Source organism: Kribbella sp. VKM Ac-2569 (assembly GCF_004216905.1).
GTDB lineage: Bacteria > Actinomycetota > Actinomycetes > Propionibacteriales > Kribbellaceae > Kribbella.
On the sequence record NZ_SGXJ01000001.1, the window covers coordinates 627844 to 650971 of the forward strand.

The 23128-nt window shown below is 68.6% G+C and carries 16 protein-coding genes; 7 read left to right on the forward strand and 9 right to left on the reverse strand.

Going from position 1 to position 23128, the window contains the following annotated elements; translation table 11 throughout:
• The first annotated feature begins 43 nt into the window (after positions 1–43).
• Together EV649_RS02880 and EV649_RS02885 are read left to right on the forward strand one after the other, a co-directional pair.
• Positions 44–1756 carry a right-handed parallel beta-helix repeat-containing protein gene (locus tag EV649_RS02880; protein WP_241997680.1) on the forward strand — a complete coding sequence of 571 codons (1713 nt, stop codon included), beginning with the start codon at positions 44–46 and terminating at the stop codon, positions 1754–1756.
• Between the two features lie 130 nt (positions 1757–1886).
• Positions 1887–3467 carry a right-handed parallel beta-helix repeat-containing protein gene (locus tag EV649_RS02885; protein WP_241997681.1) on the forward strand — a complete coding sequence of 527 codons (1581 nt, stop codon included), beginning with the start codon at positions 1887–1889 and terminating at the stop codon, positions 3465–3467.
• A gap of 354 nt (positions 3468–3821) precedes the next feature.
• On the opposite strand, the gene EV649_RS02890 is transcribed toward EV649_RS02885, so the two are convergent.
• Genes EV649_RS02890 through EV649_RS02915 form a run of 6 tightly spaced genes read right to left on the reverse strand, consistent with a single transcriptional unit; the run spans position 3822 to position 10210 of the window.
• On the reverse strand, positions 3822–5204 hold the full coding sequence (locus EV649_RS02890) for a mannitol dehydrogenase family protein (protein ID WP_130380203.1): 1383 nt from the start codon (positions 5202–5204) through the stop codon (positions 3822–3824).
• The gene (locus tag EV649_RS02895; RefSeq protein ID WP_130380205.1) at positions 5201–6034 is read right to left on the reverse strand and encodes an ABC transporter permease subunit; all 834 of its coding nucleotides are present in this window, start codon (positions 6032–6034) and stop codon (positions 5201–5203) included. The genes EV649_RS02890 and EV649_RS02895 overlap by 4 nt, the downstream gene beginning before the upstream one ends.
• Positions 6031–6909 (reverse strand): sugar ABC transporter permease, encoded by an 879-nt coding sequence (locus EV649_RS02900; protein ID WP_130380207.1) that lies wholly within the window; start codon positions 6907–6909, stop codon positions 6031–6033. The genes EV649_RS02895 and EV649_RS02900 overlap by 4 nt, the downstream gene beginning before the upstream one ends.
• Positions 6906–7952, reverse strand: a complete 1047-nt coding sequence (locus EV649_RS02905; RefSeq protein ID WP_130380209.1) for an ABC transporter ATP-binding protein — start codon at positions 7950–7952, stop codon at positions 6906–6908. Before EV649_RS02905 ends, EV649_RS02900 begins: the two co-directional genes overlap by 4 nt.
• On the reverse strand, positions 7949–9157 hold the full coding sequence (locus EV649_RS02910) for an extracellular solute-binding protein (protein ID WP_130380211.1): 1209 nt from the start codon (positions 9155–9157) through the stop codon (positions 7949–7951). The genes EV649_RS02905 and EV649_RS02910 overlap by 4 nt, the downstream gene beginning before the upstream one ends.
• A 57-nt stretch (positions 9158–9214) precedes the next feature.
• Entirely contained in the window at positions 9215–10210 is a 996-nt protein-coding gene (locus tag EV649_RS02915; protein WP_130380213.1) for a LacI family DNA-binding transcriptional regulator, read from the reverse strand.
• Positions 10211–10354: 144 nt separating this feature from the next.
• On the opposite strand from EV649_RS02915, the gene uxaC reads away from it, so the two are divergent.
• Entirely contained in the window at positions 10355–11761 is a 1407-nt protein-coding gene (uxaC, locus tag EV649_RS02920) for a glucuronate isomerase (RefSeq protein ID WP_130380215.1), read from the forward strand.
• A 170-nt stretch (positions 11762–11931) separates the two neighbouring features.
• Positions 11932–13344, forward strand: coding sequence for a right-handed parallel beta-helix repeat-containing protein (locus EV649_RS02925; RefSeq protein ID WP_241997682.1), 1413 nt, complete (start codon positions 11932–11934; stop codon positions 13342–13344).
• Here EV649_RS02925 and EV649_RS02930 read toward each other — a convergent pair.
• A complete protein-coding gene (locus EV649_RS02930) occupies positions 13330–14616 on the reverse strand; it encodes a hypothetical protein (RefSeq protein WP_241997683.1) in 1287 nt (428 codons plus the stop codon). The genes EV649_RS02925 and EV649_RS02930 overlap by 15 nt on opposite strands.
• The gene (locus EV649_RS02935) at positions 14616–16241 is read right to left on the reverse strand and encodes a Wzz/FepE/Etk N-terminal domain-containing protein (protein ID WP_130380219.1); all 1626 of its coding nucleotides are present in this window, start codon (positions 16239–16241) and stop codon (positions 14616–14618) included. Before EV649_RS02935 ends, EV649_RS02930 begins: the two co-directional genes overlap by 1 nt.
• A 160-nt stretch (positions 16242–16401) precedes the next feature.
• On the opposite strand from EV649_RS02935, the gene EV649_RS02940 reads away from it, so the two are divergent.
• The 3 genes from EV649_RS02940 (at position 16402) to EV649_RS02950 (ending at position 21864) form a co-directional block, all read left to right on the forward strand.
• Positions 16402–18621, forward strand: a complete 2220-nt coding sequence (locus tag EV649_RS02940; protein WP_130380221.1) for a LamG-like jellyroll fold domain-containing protein — start codon at positions 16402–16404, stop codon at positions 18619–18621.
• Between the two features lie 163 nt (positions 18622–18784).
• Positions 18785–20314, forward strand: a complete 1530-nt coding sequence (locus EV649_RS02945; protein WP_130380223.1) for a fibronectin type III domain-containing protein — start codon at positions 18785–18787, stop codon at positions 20312–20314.
• Positions 20315–20370: 56 nt separating this feature from the next.
• On the forward strand, positions 20371–21864 hold the full coding sequence (locus EV649_RS02950) for a fibronectin type III domain-containing protein (protein WP_241997684.1): 1494 nt from the start codon (positions 20371–20373) through the stop codon (positions 21862–21864).
• Here the strand turns inward: EV649_RS02950 and EV649_RS02955 are convergent.
• Positions 21851–23119, reverse strand: a complete 1269-nt coding sequence (locus EV649_RS02955) for a hypothetical protein (protein ID WP_130380225.1) — start codon at positions 23117–23119, stop codon at positions 21851–21853. The genes EV649_RS02950 and EV649_RS02955 overlap by 14 nt on opposite strands.
• Positions 23120–23128 lie beyond the last annotated feature (9 nt).

Genomic DNA, 23128 nt, shown 5'->3' on the forward strand with positions numbered 1-23128 from the left:
GCAGTAACTACACCTGGTTTCGCCCGCCTCCCAGGAGAGTGCATTGAGGAAGTTGTGGTTCGCAGCGCTCATCGCTGCGGCGGCGGCCGTTGTCTCGGTCGCGGTGCCTGTGATCGCCAACGAAAACAAGGCGACCACAACAGCGAAGTCCGAGGACGCCGAGCAGACCGCGTCCCGAGCGCTGCCCTCGCACCGCCCAGGCAAAACCACCACGGCCAAGCCCGGCACGACCCAGCCGAAGACCACAGCCACCACCGCACCGCCGAAGAAGCCCGGCACGACGACGCATCCGACCCGCAAGCCGACGACATCGGCGACGCCGAGCAAGCCGGTCGAGCCGAAGCTCCCGAAGCCACCCGGCGTCGACTCCGACGAGGCTGGCCCCGCCGTCGCCGGACCGTGCGTCGGCACGGTGATCAAGCCCGGCCAGAACGCCCAGTCGATCGTGAACTCCAAGCCGGCGGGTACGACGTTCTGCTTCGCGGCCGGTCTGCACCGGATCAGCGACACCATCCGTCCGAAGGCGAATCAGGTGCTGGCGAGCGCGCAGCGCGCCGTACTCACCGGGTCGGTTCCGCTGAGCGGGTGGGCCAGGTCCGGGTCCGTCTGGGTGGTGCGGGGTGCGCTGCCGTCGGCGTACGGCAAGAGCGGTGAGTGCGAGGACAACAAGGCGAACATCTGCTATCTGAGGGAACAGTTGTTCCTCGACGACACGCACCTGACGCGGGTCGCGAGTGTCGCGGCGGTCAAGGCCGGCAAGTTCTACGCCGACTACGCGGCGAACACGATCTACCTCGGCAGCAACCCGGTCGGTCACGAGGTCGAGATGTCGAAGACCGCGACCGCGATCGAGTCCGGCGCGAGCGGCGTGGCCGTCCGCGGGCTGACGATCGAGCACTTCGCCAGCGCACCGCAGGCCGGGGCGCTCGTCTCCGGGCCCAGCTGGAAAGTGACCGCCAACGACATTCGCTGGAACCACGCGGTCGGCGTGATGCTGGTGAAGGCGAACAGCACCAAGGTCGACAAGAACCTGATCCACCACAACGGCCAGCTCGGCCTCGGGCAGTACAGCTCGGCCGCGGCCGCCGTCACGCGGAACGTGATCAGCTCCAACAACACCGACGGCTTCTGGATCGCCGACTGGGAGTCCGGCGGCATCAAGTCCACCCGCTCGTCCGGCACCGTGAGCGGCAACGTCATCAAGTCCAACCTGGGCATCGGGATGTGGGCCGACGTCGCCGACGACGGCCGGGTGATCAGCGACAATCAGATTGTCGGCAATGCGGCGGACGGCATCCGGTACGAGATCAGCCGCAACGGCACCATCGAAGGCAACACGGTGACCGGCAACGGCTTCGGCACCGGCCGCGGCTCCGGTACGTCGCTGTGGGACGGCGGCGGGATCAACGTGAACACCTCGACCGGGGTCACCATCAAGGGCAACCGGGTCTCGGGCAACGTCAACGGCGTGACGATCCAGTCCCGGACCCGTGGCAGCGGCCCGTGGGGCACGTACCTGCTGCGCGACGTCCAGGTCAGCGGGAACACCATCGAGATGACCGGCGGGACCCAGGCCACCGGCATGGTCCAGAACTCCGGCGCCGCGGTTCCGGCCGGCGAAGTGGTGTTCAGCGGCAACAAGTACGTCCTCGACGACCTCGGCACCCAGCGGTTCGCCCGCTTCGGCACCAAGCTCACCGCGGCCGGCTGGCGGGACGCGGGCCTGGACACGATCGGCAGCTTCCTGGCGAACTGACCGCTTGCCTTTCGCAACATGTTTGTGCGCTACGTATTGCCATGACTACGTGACGTAGGGGTAATCTGCGTAGCGAAGCCGCGCCATGGGGGGTGCGCTCAGGGCTACCTGTGCCACCGGAGGCTCCGCTATGAGGACAGCAGTTGTTGCAGTTGTTGCAGTCGGCACCAGTCTGGTTGCCGTCGGCCCCCTGCCTGCCCAGGGTGCCCTCACTCCACCTGCAACCATTCCACCTACCATCACTCCATCCGCCGCCGTTCCGCCGGCCGACGGGACGTTCCGGACCGGTCCCGCGCTCGCGCCCGCCTGCAGCGGTGTGCCGATCCGGACCACCGACAACGCCGCCCGGATCGTCGACGACGCCCCGACCGGTACGACGTTCTGCTTCACGGCCGGCTGGCACCGGATCACCGAGACGATCCACCCGAAGGCGGACCAGGTGCTCGCCGGCAACAACGGCGCCGTACTCACGGGATCGATCAGACTGACCAAGTGGACGGCGAACAACGGCGACTGGGTGACCACGGGAGCCCTGCCACCGGCGTACGCGCAGACCGGGCAATGTGAGGACAACACGGCGAACATCTGCCACCTGGGCGAGCAGCTGTTCCTGGACAGCAAACATCTGACCCGGGTGGCAACGCGCGACAAGGTTGCCCCGGGCACCTTCTACGCCGACTACGTGGCGAACGCCATCTACCTGGGCAGCAACCCGGCCGGGCACTCGATCGAGATGTCGAAGACGCAGACCGCGATCGAATCGAGTGCGACCAATGTGACCGTCCGCGGGCTGACAATCGAGCACTTCGCCACCCCGCCGCAGGGCGGTGCTGTGGTACTCGGCCTGGGCTGGAAGGTGATCGCCAACGACATCCGCTGGAACCACGGGGTCGGCGCGATGCTGGTGAACGCGGACGGCGCCGTACTCGAGCAGAACCACATCCACTCGAACGGCCAGCTCGGCATCGGCCAGTACAGCACGCTCAAGGCAACCATTGCCTCCAACGAGGTCAGCTACAACAACACCGACGGCTTCTGGATCGCGGACTGGGAGTCCGGCGGGATCAAGACCACCTGGTCCAGTGGCGGCTGGGTGAGCGGCAACCTGATCCAGTACAACCGCGGCGTCGGGCTGTGGAGCGACGCGTACGACGACAGCCGCACGTTCAGCAGCAACCAGATCCTCGACAACGCCGCGGACGGGATCCGCTACGAGATCGGCCGCAACGGCATCATCGAGGACAACGTGGTCAGCGGCAACGGTTTCGGCACCGGCCGCGGATCCGGTACGTCGCTGTGGGACGGCGGCGGGATCAACGTCAACACCTCGTCGAACGTCCAGGTCCGCGACAACGTGGTGGCGAACAACGTGAACGGGATCGCGATCCAGTCCCGCACGCGCGGCTCCGGCCCGTGGGGCACCAACCTGCTCCGCGACATCGTTGTCTCCGGCAACCAGGTGACGATGCGCGGCGGCACCACCGCGACCGGCATGGTGCAGAACGCCGGCGCGGTCATCCCGGCCGGCGAGGTCACCCTGAACGACAACACCTACATCCTCGACAGCCTCGCCGCCGAACGCTTCCAGAAAACCGGCCAGTGGTACACGGCCAAGGCATGGCGCACCACCGGCCAGGACACCACCAGCGCCTTCACCCTAGGCAAAGCAGTCCTGGACGCCACCGGCATCCTCACAATCCTCCCGCAGTGAACTGCCCCACCCACCTGGGCTCCCGCAATCCCCACCACCGCACGCCGGGGCCGCGCCGCGGGATCGCCCACCGAGGCTGGGTAACCCCGCGCACCTCAATCGACCAGCAGGATTCCCCAACCCCAAACCCGATGGCTGCAGGGCTCCAACCCTCTCAGCGACAGTGCGCCTACACGCGAGCTTTCACGAGAGGTGAGCGCGTTCGTCTTGTCCGATCACTGCCCGTCCCCGGGACCGCGGCCGCCAACGTCACCTTGACCACCAAGGTGAAGAACTCCGTGCACGTCACCGCAACAAGCGTCGCCGCAGTCTGCTGACTACGGGCTAGGTCCTGTCTGGACTGCCCGACAGGACCTAGTGGGTCAAGGTGTTGACGTGGTCTACGAGGAGGTCGCGGAAGAGCTGTGAGTCTCGTAGGTCGGGGGTGAAGATGGTGTCGATGGCTAGTAGGGCGTCTACCAGTTTGGTGGGGTCTGTGGTGTCTGCTGCTGCGGACTTGAGGCGGGCTGCCTGGGGGTCGTCCAGGTCTGGGGTGCGTTGGACGTAGACCATCCAGGCGGCGACGGCTAGTGAGATTGTGCGTGGCTCGGCGCCGGCTGTCAGGCGGTCGCGGACTGTGCCGAGCATGCGGACCGGGAGCTTGACCGAGCCGTCCATCGCGACCTGGCGGGTGCGGTGCTTCAGCGCCGGGTTCTCGAACCGTTCCAGCACGGTCGCGCCGTACGCCGCCAGGTCCAGCCCGTCGGGTGGCATGAGAGTCGGTACGACGTCATCGGTCATCAGCTGCCGCGCGAGCCCGCCGAGCTCCTCGTCGCGAACCGCCTCAGCGATCGTCTCGTACCCGCGCAGCGCACCGAGGTACGCGAGCATCGAGTGCGTGGCGTTGAGCATCCGCAGCTTGGCCTGCTCCCACGGCGCGACATCACCGGTGAGTACGGCGCCACCGCGCTCCCAAGCGGGACGCGCACCCGCGAAGTCGTCCTCGATCACCCATTGCAGGAAGGGTTCCGCGACCACCACGGCCTCGTCCCGTACGCCGAGCAGCCGAGCGGCCTCGTCGCGGTCCGCGTCCGTCGTCGCCGGCACGATCCGGTCCACCATGCTGGCCGGGAACCGCGTCCCCTCGAACGTCGCGGGAACCTTGCCGAGCGCATCGAAGTACTCGGTCACCAGCGTCCGCAAGAAGGGGCCGTTGGCAACCAGGTTGTCACAGGAGACGATCGTCAACGGCTCTTCGCGACGGGCGATCGCCGCCGCCAGCTGGCCGACGACCGTGCGCGGCGGACGGCCGGTCAGGTCGGCCTGGATCTCCGGATCGTCCAGGTTCAGCCCGGCACCGGCGGCCCGGTACCCCTTCTCGGTGACGGTCAGCGTCACCACCGACACCGCCGGATCCGCGATCCGCGCGACCACGGCCTCCGGGTCCTCGGGCACGGTCAGCACCTCGCGGATGCTGCCGATCACCTGGACCGACGGCTCGCCGAGGCCGCGCTCGAGGACGGAGTACAGAGCGTCCTGCGGTGCCAGCTGGTCGCGGACCGTGGTGGAGCGCTGGCTCACACCGGTGATACCCCACCGGGTCTCGCCGGTTTCGACCGCTGCCCGTTCGGTGACGACGGCCTGATGGGCGCGATGGAACGCACCGATCCCGAGATGGACGATGCCGACCGACAACGCCTTCGGGTCGACCGCGGGGGCGACGGGGAGGTTGGTGAGACTGAGCCTGCTGGAATTCATTCGGAGGGTTCTTCCTTCACTCGGGCGACCAATTGGGTTGGGTTGACGAAACGAAGAGCCACCACCAGAAGTACCAGCATCATCGCGGTGTAGATCACGGCCATCGCGTCGACGGACTGTTGCGCCCGGATCCCGGCGGCGGACATCGAGTAGTACAACGCGACCACGAGCGTCTGCGAGTCCGGCCCGGCGGTGAGGAACGTCAACTCGAACATTCCGACCGTCCGCACCAGCACCAGGATCGCCGAGGCCAGCAGGCCGGGGACGAGCAGCGGCGCGAGGATCTTCAGGAACACCGCGCGCGTACCGGCACCGAGCATCCGGGCCGCGTCCTCGATCCGCGGGTCGACCTGCTCGATGAACGGCGTCATCGTGAGGATCACGAACGGCACCGACGGCACCAGGTTCGCCAGCACGACACCGGACAGGTGCCCCGCGAAGCCGAACTTGTAGAGCACCGTCGCGAGCGGGATGCCATAAGTGATCGGCGGCATCAGGATCGGCAGCAGGAACGTCAGGTACACCAGCCGCTTGCCGGGGAAGTTCTTCCTGGCCAGCACGTACGCCGCGGGCGCGCCGACGAGCACCGACAGTACGACGACCAGCGCGGACACGAGCAGCGTGACGACGATGACGTGGAACAACGTGAACTCTCGCCACGCGTCGCCGTACCACTGGGTGGTGAAACCGCTCGGGAACCAGGTGTCGAACCACTTCGTGCCGAACGAGCTGACCAGCACCGACAGCACGATGCCGGCGAGGTTGACGAAGAAGAACACGACGACGGCCCAGATCACCCAGCCCAACGGGGTGGCACGAATCTGCTTCATCCTTTGCCTCCCGTCGATCCGGTGTAGAGCCGCGACCGCCACAGCAACACGATCGCCACGACGACCAGCTCCACCGCGCCCATCACCATCGCGATCGCCGACGCGTACGAGTAGTCGTACTGCTCGTACGCCGCCTGGTACGCCGCCAGCGAGATGACGCGGGTGGATCCGGCCGGGTTACCGACCAGCACCGCCGACGGGAACACCGAGAACGCCAGTACGAATGTCAACAAAAAGGTTGTCGCCAATCCGGGTGCCAACAACGGGAGGGTGATCCGCCGGAACCGCTGCGCGCGGGAGGCGCCGAGGGTCGCCGCGGCCCGCTCCAGCGTCGGGTCGATCCCGGACAGGTACGACAGCACCAGCAGGAACGCGAAGGGGAACCCGGTGATGACGAGCGAGAAGAACACACCCCAGTAGTTGTTCGTGAGGCGGATCGGATTGTCAACAATGTGCAGGCTGAGCAGGACGCGGTTGAGCCAGCCGGTCGGGCCGAGGTAGTTGAGCAGTCCCTGCGCGGTGAGCACGGTCCCGAGGGTGATCGGTACGACGAGGATCGTGGTCAGCAGCCGCTTGCCGCGGAACCGGCCGCGCAGGCGGAACGCGATCGGAACGGCGGCCAGCACGTTCAGCAGCGCCGCGGGGAGCGCGATCTTCAGCGTGGTCGCGATCGTGTCGCGCTGGTACGCGTCGCTGAAGAACTTGTCGTAGTTGGCCAGCACGCCGCCGCCCTGCATGGGCTGGAACGACAGGCTGAGCCCGTACAAGAACGGGTAGATGAAGAGCAACAGGACGAAGATCGTGGCCGGGAGCAACAACCACAGACGGCGGTCGACACCGCGCTCGGCCAGCCGGTGCTGCCAGATCGCGCTCATGACGGATACACCAGGAGCCGCCCGGGCGTGACGGTCAGCGCCACCTGCTCCCCCGCCTCGACCCGGCGCTCGGTCCGGACATGCAAGCGAACGTCATCGTCCAGAACCACCTCGACCGCGCGCTCGCGGCCCTGGTACTCGACGACCTCGATGAGCCCCTTCACGCCTTGATCCGCGAGCTTCACGTCCTCAGGGCGCACCGCAGCGATCACGTCGTCGCCCGGCGCGACAGCACCCTGCGCGGACCCGCGGATCGCCGTACCGCCGAGGTCCACGGTCACCTGGTCGCCGTTCATCTGCGACGCCTTCAGCGGCAGCAGGTTGCGGTAGCCCATGAAGTCGGCGACGTGCCAGGTCGACGGCTTGGTGTGTACCTCCTCGGGCGTGCCGATCTGCTGCACCTTGCCCTGCCGCATGACGACCAGGCGGTCGGCCATGCTGAGCGCTTCTTCCTGGTCGTGCGTGACGTACACGGTGGTCAGCCCGAGCGACTGGTGCAGCCGGCGGATCTCGGTACGCATCTCCAGGCGAAGCTTGGCGTCCAGGTTGCTCAGCGGCTCGTCCATCAGCACCAGCGACGGCTCGAGTACGGTCGCGCGGGCGATCGCCACCCGCTGCTGCTGACCGCCGGACAGCTGCCCGGGCAGCTTGCTCGCATGCTCGGTCAGCTGCACCGTCTCGATCGCCTCGGTCGTCCGCCGCCGTACGTCGTCCTTCGGCAAGTGCCGCATCCGCAGGCCGAACGCGATGTTGTCGCGGACGGTCAGGTGCGGGAACAGCGCATAGTTCTGGAACACCATGCCGAAACCGCGCTTCTCCGGCGGCAGCGTGTCGATCCGCTGGTCGTCCTGCCAGATCGCGCCCGCGGTCAACGGGAGCAGGCCGGCCAGGCAGTTCAGCGCGGTCGACTTTCCGCAACCGGACGGACCGAGCAGGGCGATGAACTCGCCCCGCTCGATAGTCAGATCGAGCCCGGACAACGCGTCCGCCGTACCGAACCGGCGGGAGACGCCCTCCAGGCGCAGCTGGTCGAATCCGGTCACGAGCCCTTCACCTTGCTGCCGCCGACCTCGCGGTCCCACTTGTCGAAGGCGGCCACCAGCGCCTTCGCGTCCAGCGGTACCTCTGTCGGATTGTCGGCAATCAACTTGTCGTACTCCGGCCGGCCGAACTCCGCGATCGCGTCCTTGCTCTCCTGCGGCGCCTGCGACAGCTCGACACCCTTGATCGCCGGCCCCGGGTAGAAGTACCCCTTGTCGTACGCCTTGGCCTGCTGCTCGGGCGTCAGCATGAACTGCAGCAGCTGCAGGATCGCCGCCTGCTTGTCGGTCGACACACCCTTCGGTACGACGGCGTAGTGCGCGTCGGTGACCCAGTGGAAGCCCTGGATCGGCGTGATCGCGGCCTCCTTCGGAACGGTGCCGAGGACGCGCGGGTTGATGTCCCAGCCCGTCGTACTGGCGATGATGTTGGCCGAGCCGTTGGCGAGCGCCTTCATCGTGTCGGCGGTGCCGGACGGGTAGAAGTCGACGTACTGGTTGAGTTCCTTGAGGTACGCCCAGGTCTTGTCCCAGCCGTTCACCGGGTCCTTCGGATCCTTGTCGCCGAGGATGTACGGCAGGCCCATCAGGAACGTGCGGCCGGGGCCGGAGTTCGCGGGCCGGGCGTACATGACCTTGCCCTTGTTGGCCTTCGCGTAGGCGAGCAGGTCGTCGGCGGTCTTGGGCGGCGACGGGACCTTCGACGGCATGTACTCGAGCAGCGGGCCGGACGGGTAGTAGGTGACCGTCACACCTTCCTTGCCACCCAGTTCCTGCATCTTCTGTGCGGGCGGCAGGTAGTCCTTCATACCGGGCAGTCGGCCGGAGTACTTCGTCAGCAGGTCGGTCCACAGGCCCTGCTCCCGGCCGGCGGCGAGACCGTCGGTGCCGGTGAGCACCAGGTCGATGTCGACCCGGTTCGCGTTCTGCTGGGCCTTGATCTTGCCGGCCAGCTCGGGCGCGGGTCCCTTCGAGTACGTGACCTTCGAGATCACGTCCGAGTGCTGCTTGACGAAGTCGTCGATCATTCCCTGGGTCAGCTGCAGATTGCCGGCCACGTCGAGGACGTTCAACGTTACGGCCTTGGCCGGCTTGTCCGGTACGTCGCCACTGCTCTCGGTGGCGGGTTTGTTCGGCGCCGGAGCGCCGCAGGCCACCAGCACAGCTAACAGGCCGGTGGCCGCGATCAACTTCCGCTGCAGATGCATCGGGTATCTCCTCGGATCAAGGGCGGCCCGGCACAGCGTCACGACTGGCCGGGTTGATCACTTCTGTGGTGCTGGTCCGGTCGAGTCCCGGACGATCAGTTCCCCGTGCAGCTCCCCGTGCTTCGAACCTTCGGCGGCGCTCTCCGGGTCGTCGAGCATCGCGAGCAGCAGCTCGACGGCGATCCGGCCGGCCTCCTGCTTCGGCAGCCGGACCGTGGTCAGCGCCGGCCGCGCCATCCTGGACATCGCGATGTCGTCGACCCCGACCACGCTCAGGTCGCCCGGGACCGAGATGCCGCGGCTGTGCAGGCGGGCCAGCAGGCCGATCGCGACCAGGTCGTTGTAGGCCACGACCGCGGTGGCGCCGGTCGCGACCACCTGGTCCGCGGCCGCCATACCGCCTTCGTACGTCGGCGCGAAGTTGCCGACCGGTGCGAGCTCGGCCCGCAGCGCCTCGACCGCGTTGCGCAGGCCGAAGCCGCGGTGCTGGGTCGACCAGGATGTCGCCGGTCCGCCGACCCACGCGATCCGACGGTGGCCGAGGGCAACGAGATGGGCGACGGCCTGCCGCATCCCGTCCTCGTTGTCGTAGGCAACGCCCGGCAAGCCGACGGCAGTGCGGTTGACGAGTACGACGGTGGTGTCCTGGGCGATCGCCGCCAACTCCTCGTCACTCGCCCGCGGCGAGCACAGCACAACACCGTCGACCTGCTTGGACAGTGCGCGCACCAGCCCAGCCTCAGCCGCCGGGTCCTCGTCGGTGTCCGCGACGAACACGGCCACGTCGTGGTGGCGGGCGCGCGCCTGCACGCCCTTGGTGAGGCTGGCGAAGAACGGGTTGGCCAGATCCGGCACGACCAGGCCGATGGTGCCGGTCCGGCCAGTGATCAGGCCGCGGGCCGCCCGGTTCGGCTCGTACCCGAGCTGCTCGACCGCGGCCGCGACGCGGGCCCTGGTGGTCGCGTTGACCATGCCGGGCAGCGAGAGCGCGCGCGAGACCGTCGACGGCGATACGCCGGCCAGCCGCGCCACATCCCGGATATTTGCCGCCATGGTCATCTCCTCAGGGGGTCGCGGACGAGTCTGCAATCGGTTGCAGCTTGTGTCAAGACGCCGTTCCCTGGACCGCACCTTGTGCTGACAAGGGTGGACTGCAATCCTTTGCAGTGCCCGTTTCAACCGCTCAACGGAGGACCCATGCCGAAGGCCCTGCAGCCTCATCCGGACCGCGCCCTGCCGGCCGGCGCCGCGCGGGACGTCGCCCGCCGGATCCACGCCTCGACGAAGGACCTGCCGCTGCTGTGCCTGCACGGACACGTCGACATCGGGCTGTTCGCCACCGACGCGCCGTTCGGCAACCCGGCCGACCTGCTCGTCGTGCCGGACCACTACGTGACCCGGATGCTGATCTCCCAGGGCGTCTCCCCCGACAAGCTCGGACTCCCCCGCCGCGACGGCCGGCAGACCGCCGAGCCGCGGGAGATCTGGCGGGAGTTCTGCGCCAACTGGCACCTGTTCCTCGGCACCCCGAGCCGCTACTGGCTGGAGCACGAGTTCGCCGAGGTCCTCGGCCTCACCGTGCACCCGTCCGCGGAGACCGCCGACGAGCTGTACGACCAGATCTCGGCGCGGATCGCGGAGTCCGAGTTCCGGCCGCGAGCACTGCTCGACCGCTTCAACATCGAGCTGATCTCGACCACCGACGCCGCGACCGACGACCTCGCCCAGCACGCGAAGCTCGCCGCGGACCTGCCGGGCCGGGTGGTCCCGACCTTCCGCCCGGACGCTGTTGCCCACGTCGACCGGGACGGCTGGCCCGCGCTGATCACGCAGCTCGGCGCGCTGGCCGACGTCGACACCTCGACGTACGACGGGTTCCTGCAGGCGATCCGGCAACGTCGGCAGGCGTTCATCGCGGCAGGCGCGCGCGCCACCGACCACGGTCACCTGAGCGCGGCCGCCGTACCGCTGACCGACGCGGAGGCCGGGCGGATCTACGCCGGCGCGTTGAAGGGTGACGTGACGGCTGAGGACGCGGCGGCGTTCGCGGGGCACATGCTGTACCAGTCGGCGGTGATGTCGGCTGAGGACGGACTGGTGATGCAGCTGCACCCCGGCGTACTGCGGGACCACGATCCGGCGATCTTCGCGACGTACGGGCCGGACCAGGGGCACGACATCCCGGTGACGACCGAGTTCACGCGGTCGCTGCGGCCGGTGCTCGAGCGGTTCGGTCACGTCGAGGGTTTCCGGTTGGTGCTGTTCACCGTCGACGAGACGGTCTACAGCAGGGAGCTAGCACCGCTAGCGGGGGTCTACCCCGCGGTGCGGCTCGGTGCGCCGTGGTGGTTCCTGGACAGCCCCGACGGCATGCGCCGGTTCCGCGAGCTCGTGACCGAGACGGCCGGTTTCTACAACATGTCCGGCTTCGTCGACGACACCCGCGCGTACCTGTCGATTCCCGCGCGGCACGACCTCGCTCGCCGGATCGACGCCGGCTACCTGGCCGACCTCGTCGTACAACACCGAATGGACGAGGACGACGCACTGCAGGTCGCGAAGGCACTCGCATACGACCTCGCCCGAGACACGTACCTGTCCTGAGAAACCCCGCGAACAGGTAGTCTCACGCAGATCTGTTCACCGGGGCGGTTGAAGGGACCTCGATGAGGCGTGGGGTTGTCGCGGCTGCTGGTGCCGCGCTGCTGTTGTTGTCGGGCTGCACGGATTCAGGGAGCGCCCCAGAAGCGTCGAAGCCCGCGCCAACTGTCACGGTGACGGTTCCCACCGCTCCACCGGCTGCGGCGGCCGCCGTGCTTGGACCGACGGGCCCGAGCACGGCGAAAGCCTGCAAGGGAACCGTTATCGCGGTCGGCGTCGACCCGCAGCCGATCATCGACGCCGCCCCCGCTGGCACCACGTTCTGTTTCGCGAAGGGCGTCCACCGCCTCACGCGAGCGATCCAGCCGCGCGAGGGCGACACGCTCGCGGGTGAGCCCGGCGCCGTGCTGAGCGGCGCCGTCCGGCTGACCGGATGGAAGCGGACCGGGAACGCCTGGACTGTGCAGGGTGTGCTGCCGGCGGCGTACCCGCTCAAAGGTCAGTGTGAGGACGACAAGACCAAACCGTGCCAACGAGGCGAGCAGCTGTTCGTCGACGGCAACCACCTGACCCGTGTGATGAGCCCCAGCCAGCTCAGGCCCGGCACCTTCTACGGCGACTACCGCGCCAACACGGTCTACCTCGGCGACGACCCGACCGGGCACGTCACAGAGATGTCCCGCACCCAGACCGCGATCGACAAGTCGGCCGACAACGTGACGGTGACCGGCCTGACGATCGAGCACTTCGCGAGCCGCCCGCAGGCGGGCGCATTGCAGGCCGGCAGAAGCTGGAAGGTGACCGCCAACGAGGTCCGGTGGAACCACGCCGTCGGCATCATGGTGATCGAGGGCGACAACGCCGAGCTCAGCCGGAACACGGTCGCCGACAACGGACAGCTCGGCATCGGCCAGTACAAGTCCGCCGGCGTCCGGATCGCCGCGAACCTGGTCACCCGCAACAACTCCGACGGCTTCTGGATCGCGGACTGGGAGTCCGGCGGGATCAAGTCCACCCGCTCGTCCGGTGAGGTCAGCGGCAACGACATCGTCGCGAACCGCGGCATCGGGATGTGGAGCGACATCGCGGAGTACGACCGCCGGATCACCGGGAACCGGATCCGCGACAACGCCGCGGACGGCATCCGGTACGAGATCAGCTACGCCGGCGTCATCGACCAGAACGTCGTACAGCACAACGGATTCGGCACCGGCCGCGGCTCCGGCGGCTCGCTCTGGGACGGCGGCGGCATCAACGTCAACACGTCGTCCGACGTACACGTCCGGGGCAACCTGATCCAGGACAACCGCAACGCGCTGTCCATCCAGTCCCGCACCCGCGGCGACGGTCCGCGCGGTACATACGTCCTACGCAACGTCCTCGTCGAGGGCAACCTGATCGTGATGACCGACGCCGCCTCGTCCCTCGGCGTGGTGGAGAACAAACGCTCCCCCGCGCAACCGGGCGCCATCACGTTCCGCCGCAACAGCTACCAAGGCGCCGATCGGTTCGCCTACCGCGGCATGACGATGACCTGGTCCGAGTGGCAGAAGTCAGGCTTCGACCAGGACTCAGTGAGTAGCTGACGCCCGTCTTCGCTGCCGTAGCCGGTCGCTGTCGCAGATCGCGGCGGCGACCAGTAGGTGCACCGTCATCGAGGACAGGTCGGACAGGCCGCTCTCGTTCAGCGACGCGGCCGTGACGTACCCGAGCAGCAAGGCGCCGCAGGCCCGGATGTACGGCGTCGGCGCGCGGAGGACCGACACCCACGCCGCGATCAGCGCCACCGCGACGATCGCCACAGCCAGCAGACCGGTCTCCCAGTAGAGCCCGAGCCAGCTGTTGTCGATCGCCATCACGTCGACGTCGCCTTCACCGCGGGTGAGCAGCACGCGCTTGTTGCCGAGTCCGTGGCCGATGATCGCGGTCTGGATCGACACCTTCTCGTCGAGGACCGCCTGCCAACTCGTCGTACGGCCGCTCAGCGATGTGATCTGCTGCGTGCCCTGGCCGCGCAGCAGCCAGGTGTGCAACGACCCGATGGTCAGGAACGCGAGGCCGAGCAACCCCGGGACGGCGAGGCACGCGATGCGGCCGAGCCACGTCTTCCGGGTGATGATCAGTGCGATCACGAGCCCCAACGCGACCGCGGCGGCCGACGTACGGGTCCGGCTGGCCGCGATCAGGACGCCGCCGAGGCCGATCAGCATCACCGCGGGCAGTGTGGCCAGCTTCCGGCAGACCAGGCCGATCAACGCCAGCCCGAGCAGGATCGCGCCGACCTCGCCGACGCGCGGCGGCAGCATCGGGATGATGACGCCTTGCAGCCGGTACCCGGCGCCGAGGGACCGCAGCGGCCGCCACGCCTGCGAGGGGGCCACTGCCAGACTCAGTACGACGGTTGCTGCTAGCAACAGGTGGGCCCACAGATGCGCGCGGACCAGCCGCTCCGGCACCTGTACCAACGGCCCCCACAGCAGGAAGAGCAGCACCAGGCCGATCAGGAAACGGGCCAACCGGGTCAGCGGCCCCATCGGCTCCGCCAGCAGGAACGCCGTCGCGCACGCGAACAGCACGTACATCACGTACAGCCAGCTGGCCGGATTCACGCGGGTCCGGAACCCGGGCTTGGTCGCCGCCAGTGCGACCATGAAAACCGCTCCGAGCAGCAGCCCCTTGGCGATGCTGTTCGTGGACCCGGTCGTGCCCTGCGGCGCAGCCACCCGCGCCGACCAGGGCTGCACGCCGAGCACGAACAGGCACCACAGCATCAGCCAGAACCAGGCCGGCCGCTCGCTCTCGCCGGCGACCGTGCCCGGCACTGCGGGGGCCAATCGCGTCCCGGAAGCCATGGACATCAGCGCATCGTCGGCGTACCCGCGTCCAGCGGCTTGTAGTTCAGCGGGATCCCGAGCGTCTCGTCCTGCGTGGAGGTGCCGATCAGTACGACGCCCAGCACCGGGGCGCCGGCGAACTGCAGGGCGCCCGTCAGCCGCGCGACGTCCATCTCCTTGTCGAGGCCGACCTGCACCACGAGCACCGACGCGTCGACCGCCGCGGCGAGCGGGGTGATGCCGTGCCGCCCGACCGAGGCCGGGCCGTGGATCACCACGGAGTACCCGGGCGGCAGGTCCGCGACAATCCCCGGTACCAGCGACGGGCCGACCGCCTCGGCCGTCTCCTCGTGGTTCAGCCCGGGCGGCAGCACGTACAGGTCCGCGACGGTCCCCGGCCGGAACAGCTTCCTGGCCCGGATCGCGCGGGTCGCGGCCGGCTCGTTCACCAGGTCGGTGAGGCCTTCGTGCCCGGTGAGATGCGGGAGCACCGGCGTACCTTCGATGTCGGCCAGCACCAGCAGCGTCTCGCGGCCGTCGCGCGCGTTCGCCTCGGCCATGGCCAGTGCGATGCCCGCCGAGTTCGGCGTCGGGGACGCCGACACGACCAGGAGCGCGCCCGGGGCGCCGGCTGCGAACGCGCGCGGGTTGAGCTCGCGGCGCGCCAACGCGCCGCTCGCCTCAGCGCCGAGCGCGGTGATCTCGTACTGCGGGAGCTCCGGAGCGGACCGCTGCCACACGCGCCGCCGATTTCCCTCGGACGCCGCGATCACCGGCGCGGACGAGGCCCGCGCCGCCTGGTCGCGGGTCAGGATGTACGGCGTCAGGTGCGATCGCAGCAGCGCGAGACCGAAGCCGAGGACCAGACCGAGGATGCCGCCGACGAGGATGTCGCGGGCAACCATCGGCGACGAGCTGGCGGTGTCGGTCGTCGCCGGCGTGACGAGTTGGCTCCCGGAACCGACGGTCGACAGCGCCTTCAGCATCGCGGCCGCGTCGTCCGCGGCCTGCCGGGCCTCGGTCGCCAGCCCGACGCGCTGGTCGCGCAGTGCGGCCGCGGTCTGGTTGTCGCCGCGACCGACGGCTTCATCGATCTGGCTGACCAGGCTGCGAGACTGCGTGGTCGCCGTCTTCGACCGGGCCTGGGCCTGCTCGGCCAGGTTGGTCAGCAGCGACTTGGCCTCGGTATTGCGCTGCGCCAGGTAGATGGCCGCAATCGCGTTCGCCCGGTCGACCGCCTTCTGCGCGGTCGGGCCGTCGGTGGTGACCAGGTAGGCGTTGTCGGTGACAGCCTTCACCCGGGTCACCGCGGCCAGGTCCTGGATGGTCTGGTCGTTGTCCGGCATGCCGAGCGCCTTGACGACGGCCTTGAGCAGCGTCGGGCTGGCCATCACCCGCGCCTGGGTCTCGGCCGGCAGGTCCATTCCCAGCGGGCCACTCTTGTCCGCGGACGTGGACAGCTTGCCGACCAGCGCCGGCGGCACCGCCGGGCCGATCACCAGCTGGCTCGAGGCGGTCCAGCGCTCGGTCTGGGAGAGCGCGAACACGGAGGCGCCGAGCAGTCCGAGCAGGATGCAGCCCAGGATCAGCCATTTCTGCCGCAGCAGTGACTGAGCGGTCTCCCGCCAGACCACGGTGCCCGGTTCCATGCAGTACCTCACTCTGTTCGGCGCCAGCGCCCCAGGATATCCACAGGTGCGGACGGAGTGCTCACGCGATGTGCTCGCTGTGCCCTACTCTCTTCCGGGGGGATATCTGAGGTATCAGGCGCCTCGTGCGTCGATCATGTCCAAGGGGGGACATCGCTACATGACGAAAACACGGCTGTTCACGCGCCTGGGGATCGTGGGCACTCTGCTCGCCGGCGCCCTGGTGGTGACGCTCGCGCCACCGGCGCACAGCGTCGAAGCGTCGCTCGCGGCAACCAACAGCTCGACCTGGCAGACCAACGCCAGCGTCCAGGGCCTCGCGGTCGCCGCCGGCACGGCGTACGCCGGAGGACGCTTCACCAGCGTCCGCCCGCCGGGCGCCGCGCCCGGGACCGGAGAGGTCGCCCAGGCGTACCTGGCCGCCTTCGACACCGGCACCGGCGCACTGGTCAGCACATTCAACCCGGTGCTGAACGGTCAGGTCTACGCGGTCGCCGCCTCCGCGGACGGCTCCCGGATCTTCGTCGGCGGAGACTTCACCACGGTCAACGGCCAGACCCGGAACCGGATCGCCGCCTTCGACACCGCCACCGGCGCCCTGGTGACGAACTGGAAACCGTCTGTTTCGTACCGCGTCAAGTCCATCGCGGTCTCCGGTACGACGGTGTACTTCGGCGGCTCGTTCGGCCTGGTCAACGGCGTGGACCGCCTGCGGCTCGCGGCCGTCACCACCGACACCGGCACGTTGTTGCCGTGGGCCCCCGCGACGAACGGCGACGTGTACGCCGTGGACGCCGCCGACGACGCGTCCAAGGTGTACGCCGGTGGCCAGTTCAGCACGGTCAACGGCACAACGCAGAACACGGTGACCAGCCTCGATCCGGTCAGCGGCGCCGTACTACCCTTCCCCGGCGCATCCGCCGTACCGCCGCCGAACGGGTCCTGCACGACCCGGGTGAAGACGATCGACGCCAGCGGCGACACCGTGTACTTCGGCAACGGCGGTGACGGCGGCGGGTGCTTCGACGGCACCTGGGCGGCCGACATCGCGACCAACACCCTGAAGTGGAAGAACCAGTGCCTGGGCGCGACCGAGGCCGTCAAGGTCGTCAACGGCTGGCTGTACAAGGGCTCGCACGCCCACGACTGCGCCAACCAGGGCGCCGGCGGCTTCCCGCAGGGCTTCGGGTACCGCTTCCTGCTGAGCGAGAAGCTGACCGACGGCACGCTCGGGCCGTGGTTCCCGAACACCGACGCCGACCCGAACAGCGTGACCAACGTCGGCCCACTGGCGTTCGCGACCGGCGGCAACGACCTGTGGGTCGGCGGCGACTTCCTCAACGTGAACGGCACCGGTCAGCAGGGCCTGACCCGCTTCACCAACGCTGCCCCGGGCGCTGCCCCGGCCAAACCGGCCAAGCTGCTCCCGTACAGCGTCCAGCCCGGCGTCGTCGAGATCCACTTCCCGACCGTCGTCGACAACGACGACAGCACGCTGACCTACCGGCTGCTGAAGGGGTTCAGCAACACCACCATCGCGACCTGGACGGCCAAGTCCACGCCGTGGGACCGGCCGTGGCTGAGCTACACCGACACCTCCTCGGCGCCGGGTGAGGTCACCAACTACCGCGTCGAGGTCACCGACGGCAGTACGACGATCCGCGGCAACTACTCCGACCAGATCACAGTCGCCTCGGCGGCATCGACGGCGTACGACCAGATCGTCAGCGCGGACGGGCCGCAGGCGTACTGGCGACTCGGCGAGCCCGTGGGTACGACGACCTCGGTCGACGCCTCGGGGCAGAGCAACAACGGCACGTTCACCGGCGTGACGCTGGGCGGCGCCGGCGCGATCGCGGGCAACACCGCGATGACGACCAGCTCGACCAGCGGGCGGATGGTCGGCGAGAAGGCGTACAGCATGCCGCAGCAGTTCACGGTCGAGGCCTGGGTCAAGCAGAGCGGGTTCAACCGCGGCGGCCGGATCATCGGCTTCGGCAACTCGAAGACCGGGAACAGCGGCGGTGGCGGCGACCGGATGCTGTACATGCGGACCAACGGCTCGGTCGTCTTCGGCGTGAACGACGGCTCGCAGCGGACGCTGACCAGCCCGTCCGGCAAGAACGACGGCCTGTGGCACCACGTGGTCGGCAGCTACGACAACGGAATGATGAAGCTGTACGTCGACGGCGTACTCAGCGGAAGCGCCCTCGTGGGTTCGGCGTCGGTGTACTACGGCTGGTGGCGGGTCGGGTACGACCTGACCAACTCGTGGCCCGGTGGCGGAGCGACCCAGACCGGAATGGGCATCGACGAGGCGGCCGTCTACCCGTACGCGCTCACCCCCGTGCAGGTCCAATCCCACTACGCAGCAAGGTGAGCTGTGTTTTTTAAAGTGAAATGGCGTCTTTCTGCAAGATCTGACACAAACTCATAACGCGGGTAGGAGGTCTGCTTCCGGTAGGCCTCCTACAGCGGTAATGTCCGCCGCTGGTGCGTGATGAGGCACGCACTGTTACGCCCCCGCCTGTGTAAGGACATAAATGAAGAAGTTAGTGCTCGCCCTGATCACGGGTGCGGCTGTGCTCGCCGCCGCGTTGATTCCCTCCGGACCTCCGGTGCAGGCAGCGACGCCGGGCTTCGCGTCCGCGGTGTCCGCGATCAAGCAGACCTCGTGGCAGACCAACAACAGCGTGAACGCGCTGGCGATCGCCGGGAACACCGTGTTCGCGGGCGGCATGTTCACCAGGCTCCGGCAGCCGGGTAAGGCGTCCGGCGAGGCGCCGGAGACCCTCCGCTCGTACGTCGCCGCGTTCGACCGCACCACCGGGAAGCCGACGGCGTTCGCGCCGACGCTGAACGGGCCGGTGTACTCCATCGCCACCAGCCCCGACGGCAAGTGGGTGGTGATCGGCGGTGACTTCACCATGGTGAACGGCATCCGGCGTAGCAAGATCGCGATGTTCTCGGTCGCCACCGGCAAGCTGGTCGCGGCCTGGGACCCGGTCGTGGCGGCCCGGGTGAAGGCGCTGGCGATCTACGGCAACAGTGTGTTCATCGGCGGCGCGTTCCGCGCGATCGACGGCGCGACCCGCAACCGGCTGGGCGCGGTCCGGCTGATCCAGGGCGACCTCCTGCCCTGGAACCCGAACGCGAACAGCGACGTGTACGCCGTCGACGTCTCCGACAACGGCACCCGGGTGTTCGTCGGCGGACCGTTCAGCACGATCAACGGCAAGGACCACTACTCGCTGGCGATGCTGAACAACACCACCGGCGCGGCGTTCGACTTCCCGGCGGCGGCCGCGATCCCGAAGCCGACCGCGACCTGCACCACGCGGGTGAAGGACATCGACACCCTGGGCGACAACGTGTACGTCTCGAACGGCGGCGACGGCGGCGGCTGCTACGACGGCGTACTGGCCGCACAGGTGTCGACCGGCAAACTGCTATGGCAGAACAAGTGCCTGGGCGCGACCGAGGCGATCAAGGCGATCGGCAGCTGGCTCTACAAGGGCTCGCACGCCCACAACTGCTCCTCGTCGCCGAACGGCTTCCCGGACGGCACGGGAACGCACTACCTGCTGGTCGAGAGCACGATCAACGGCAACCTCGGGCCGTGGTTCCCGAACACCGACGCGAACCCGAAGAGCACCACCCAGGTCGGCCCGCTCGCGATGGCCGGCACCGACACCGACCTGTGGGTCGGCGGTGACTTCCTGCACGTGAACGGCACGCTCCAGGTGGGAATCACCCGGTTCACGAACACGCCGGGCGGTGCGGCTCCCGCCGTACCGAAGGCTCCGACGCTGACCGCGACGACGACCGGCCGCGTGTACGTGAGCTACGGGGACTCGTACGACCTGGACAACCTGTCGCTCACGTACAACGTGTTCCGCGGCTCGCTGAACGTCGGCTCGAACAAGTACACGACGTACTTCTGGCAGCCCCGCAAGACCTACCAGGTAGTCGACCGCGGCCTCGCCCGCGGCTCGTCGTACACGTACCACGTAGAGGTCCACGACGGCCGCAACATCATGAAGGGCGCCTCGGCCACGGTGAAGATCCCGTAACTGCCCCTTCCGCATCGGAACCCTCAGTCGTAGCTTGGTGACTGGGGGGAACGATCATGGGGAGAAGACTGTTTGTTGCGCTGGGCATCAGCGGGCTCGTGCTGGGGGTGGTGCCGGCACCACCCGCGATTGGCACCGGTGCAAGCCTGACCGCGGTCGCCGTATCGACCTGGCAGACCGACGCCAGTGTGCTTGGCCTGGCCGTTGCCAAGGGCAAGGCGTACGTCGGGGGCCGCTTCCTGGCCGTGCGTCCGCCGGGCGCGGCCGCCGGGACCCACGAGACGAGCCGGACCTATCTGGCCGCGTTCAGCCAGAGCACAGGGGCGCTCGACGCCGGGATGAACCATGTCCTGAACGGGATCGTCTGGGCGGTCGTCGCGTCGGCCGACGGGTCCAGGGTGTACGTCGGTGGCGACTTCACCCGCGTCGACGGCCAGGTCCGGAACCGGATCGCAGCCTTCAACACCGCGACCGGCGCACTGGTCGCGACCATCGCGCCGCAGGTGTCGTACCGCGTGAAGGCGCTCGCGATCGGCGGAACCAGCCTGTACTTCGGTGGGTCGTTCGGGCTCGTGAACGGCGTGACCCGGAACCGGGCCGCCGCGATCAGCACGGTCACCGGTGCACTGCTGCCGTGGAACCCGAACGCGGACAACGACGTGTACGCGATCGACGCGGCCGATGACAACTCGAAGGTCTATCTGGGCGGAACGTTCGCGAAGGTCCGCGGGACGAGTCGCTGGGCGGTTGCCAGCGTCAACAACTCGACCGGCGCACTGCTGCCCTTCGCCGCGGCGTCCGCCGTACCGTCGCCGTCGAGTGGATGCACGTCGCGGGTGAAGGACATCGAGACGTCCGGCAGCCGGGTGTACTTCGCCAACGCCGGTGACGGCTGGGGGTGCTTCGACGGGACCTGGGCGGCTGATGTTGCCACCGGCAACCTGGTCTGGAAGAGCACGTGCCTGGGCGCGACCGAGGCGATCACCATGGTGAACGGGTGGCTGTTCAAGGGGTCGCACGCGCACAGTTGTCCCGGCACCTTCTCGGACGGCAGCGGCACGCACTTCCTGCTGCTGCAGAACCCGGCGAACGGGACCCTGGGACCTTGGTTCCCGAACACGAACGCCGGACCGCCGACGTCGGTCGGGCCCCTTGTGTCGGCAAGTGGCGGCAGCGATCTGTGGATCGGCGGTGACTTCACCAAGGTCAACGGCGCCGGCCAGCAGGGGCTGACCCGGTTCACCAATCTCGGCCCCGGCGCCGCACCGCTCGCCCCGGCGCCGCCGACACTCTCCAGGCCGGCCATCGGTCAGGTGAAGGCCACTGTTCAGGCCTCGCTGGACAACGACGACATCCGTCTCACCTATCGTCTGCTCCGCGGGACGATCGTCGTCGCCAGCACGAGAGTCAGCTCCGCGTTCTGGTCCCGTCCCACCGTCACGCTCACGGACACCACAGCGCCGACCAGAACCACCCAGAGCTACCGCATCGAGGTCTCCGACGGGAACCACGCCGTACGAGGCGGCTACTCCACCGTCACCGTCCGCTGACCCGGCGGTGCGCGGCGATCGCTCGGTGGGCCTCGTTCCACCACAGGAGCAGGGTGGCGAAGGAGGCGCCGGCCAGGCCCCATGCCGCGCCTTTGGGGCCCCACAGGAAGGCGCCGCCCACACCGCAGACGATCAGAACGACCGAGGAGATCAGGCGGACGCGGAGGCCGCGGGTCGCGGCGGTCAGGGCTCGGAGGATGGCGAAGGCGCCGGCGTTGGAGGCGCCTAGGGCCTGGAGCAGGATGACGGGGACCAGGACGCTGTGGGCCTGGTTCCAGACGCCGGGGCCGAGCAATTCGCGGCCGACGACCGGGGGTAGCAGGAGGAAGATCGCGCCCCACGCCAATGCGCCCGCGCCGACGCCGAGTGAGATGGCGAGGCCGACGAGCCAGAGGCGCCGGTACGAGTGGCGCAACGCCCGGGACGCTTCGGGGACGGAGATCATCCGGATGCCTTGGTTCAGTACGTTCACGGGACCGAGTAGTACCTGCGCTCCCCGGATACCCGCGGTCGCGACGAGGCCGGCGGCCGCGGTGATGCCGAGCATGTAGAGCTGGATGGTGCCGGAGACCGCGAGCATCTCCCCGACGTACTTCGGGCTCACGTCCCAGTTCCGCTTGACCCATTCACGGATCAGCTGCCGCCGCGGCGCCACGCCGGCCTGGAAGCGGCCGGCGATCGCGGCGATCACCGCGCCGAGTCCCCACGCGAACGTCAGCGTGAACGCGGACGTCGTACCGGTGAGATAGAGGCCGCCGAAGATCGCGAGCATCGCCAGCAACCAGATCAGGTCGTTGACGAACGCCTTCTGCCCCTCGCCGACGACGAAGAACGCCCAGCGCCACGCGTCCTGCAGGAGCAGGCCCGGCATGGTCAATGCGAAGGCGAGCAGCACACCACGAGACGGCACGGCCGGGACAGCCGCGATGGCAAGACCGAGCAACGACGCCAGGACGCCGGTGAAGAGAGCAGTCGCTGTGCTCGCGCGGACTGCTCGTTCCCACTCGGGGGTGCGAGCGCCGGAGTGCCGTACGGCGAGGGGCTCGGTGGAGATCGCCCGCGACACGTTCAGGGCGATCGTGTAGCCCCCGAACGCGAGCGCGTAGACACCGAAGTCGGCGACGGTACTGGACCGTGCGACGACGACTCCGACGGCGAGGTTGCTGAGGCTCGACAAGCCCTGATCGGCAAGACCCCAGCCCGCGCGACCAGCCGGACCGGCCAGCCGACGTAGTTTCGGCCGCCGGAACTTCACCGCCTCACT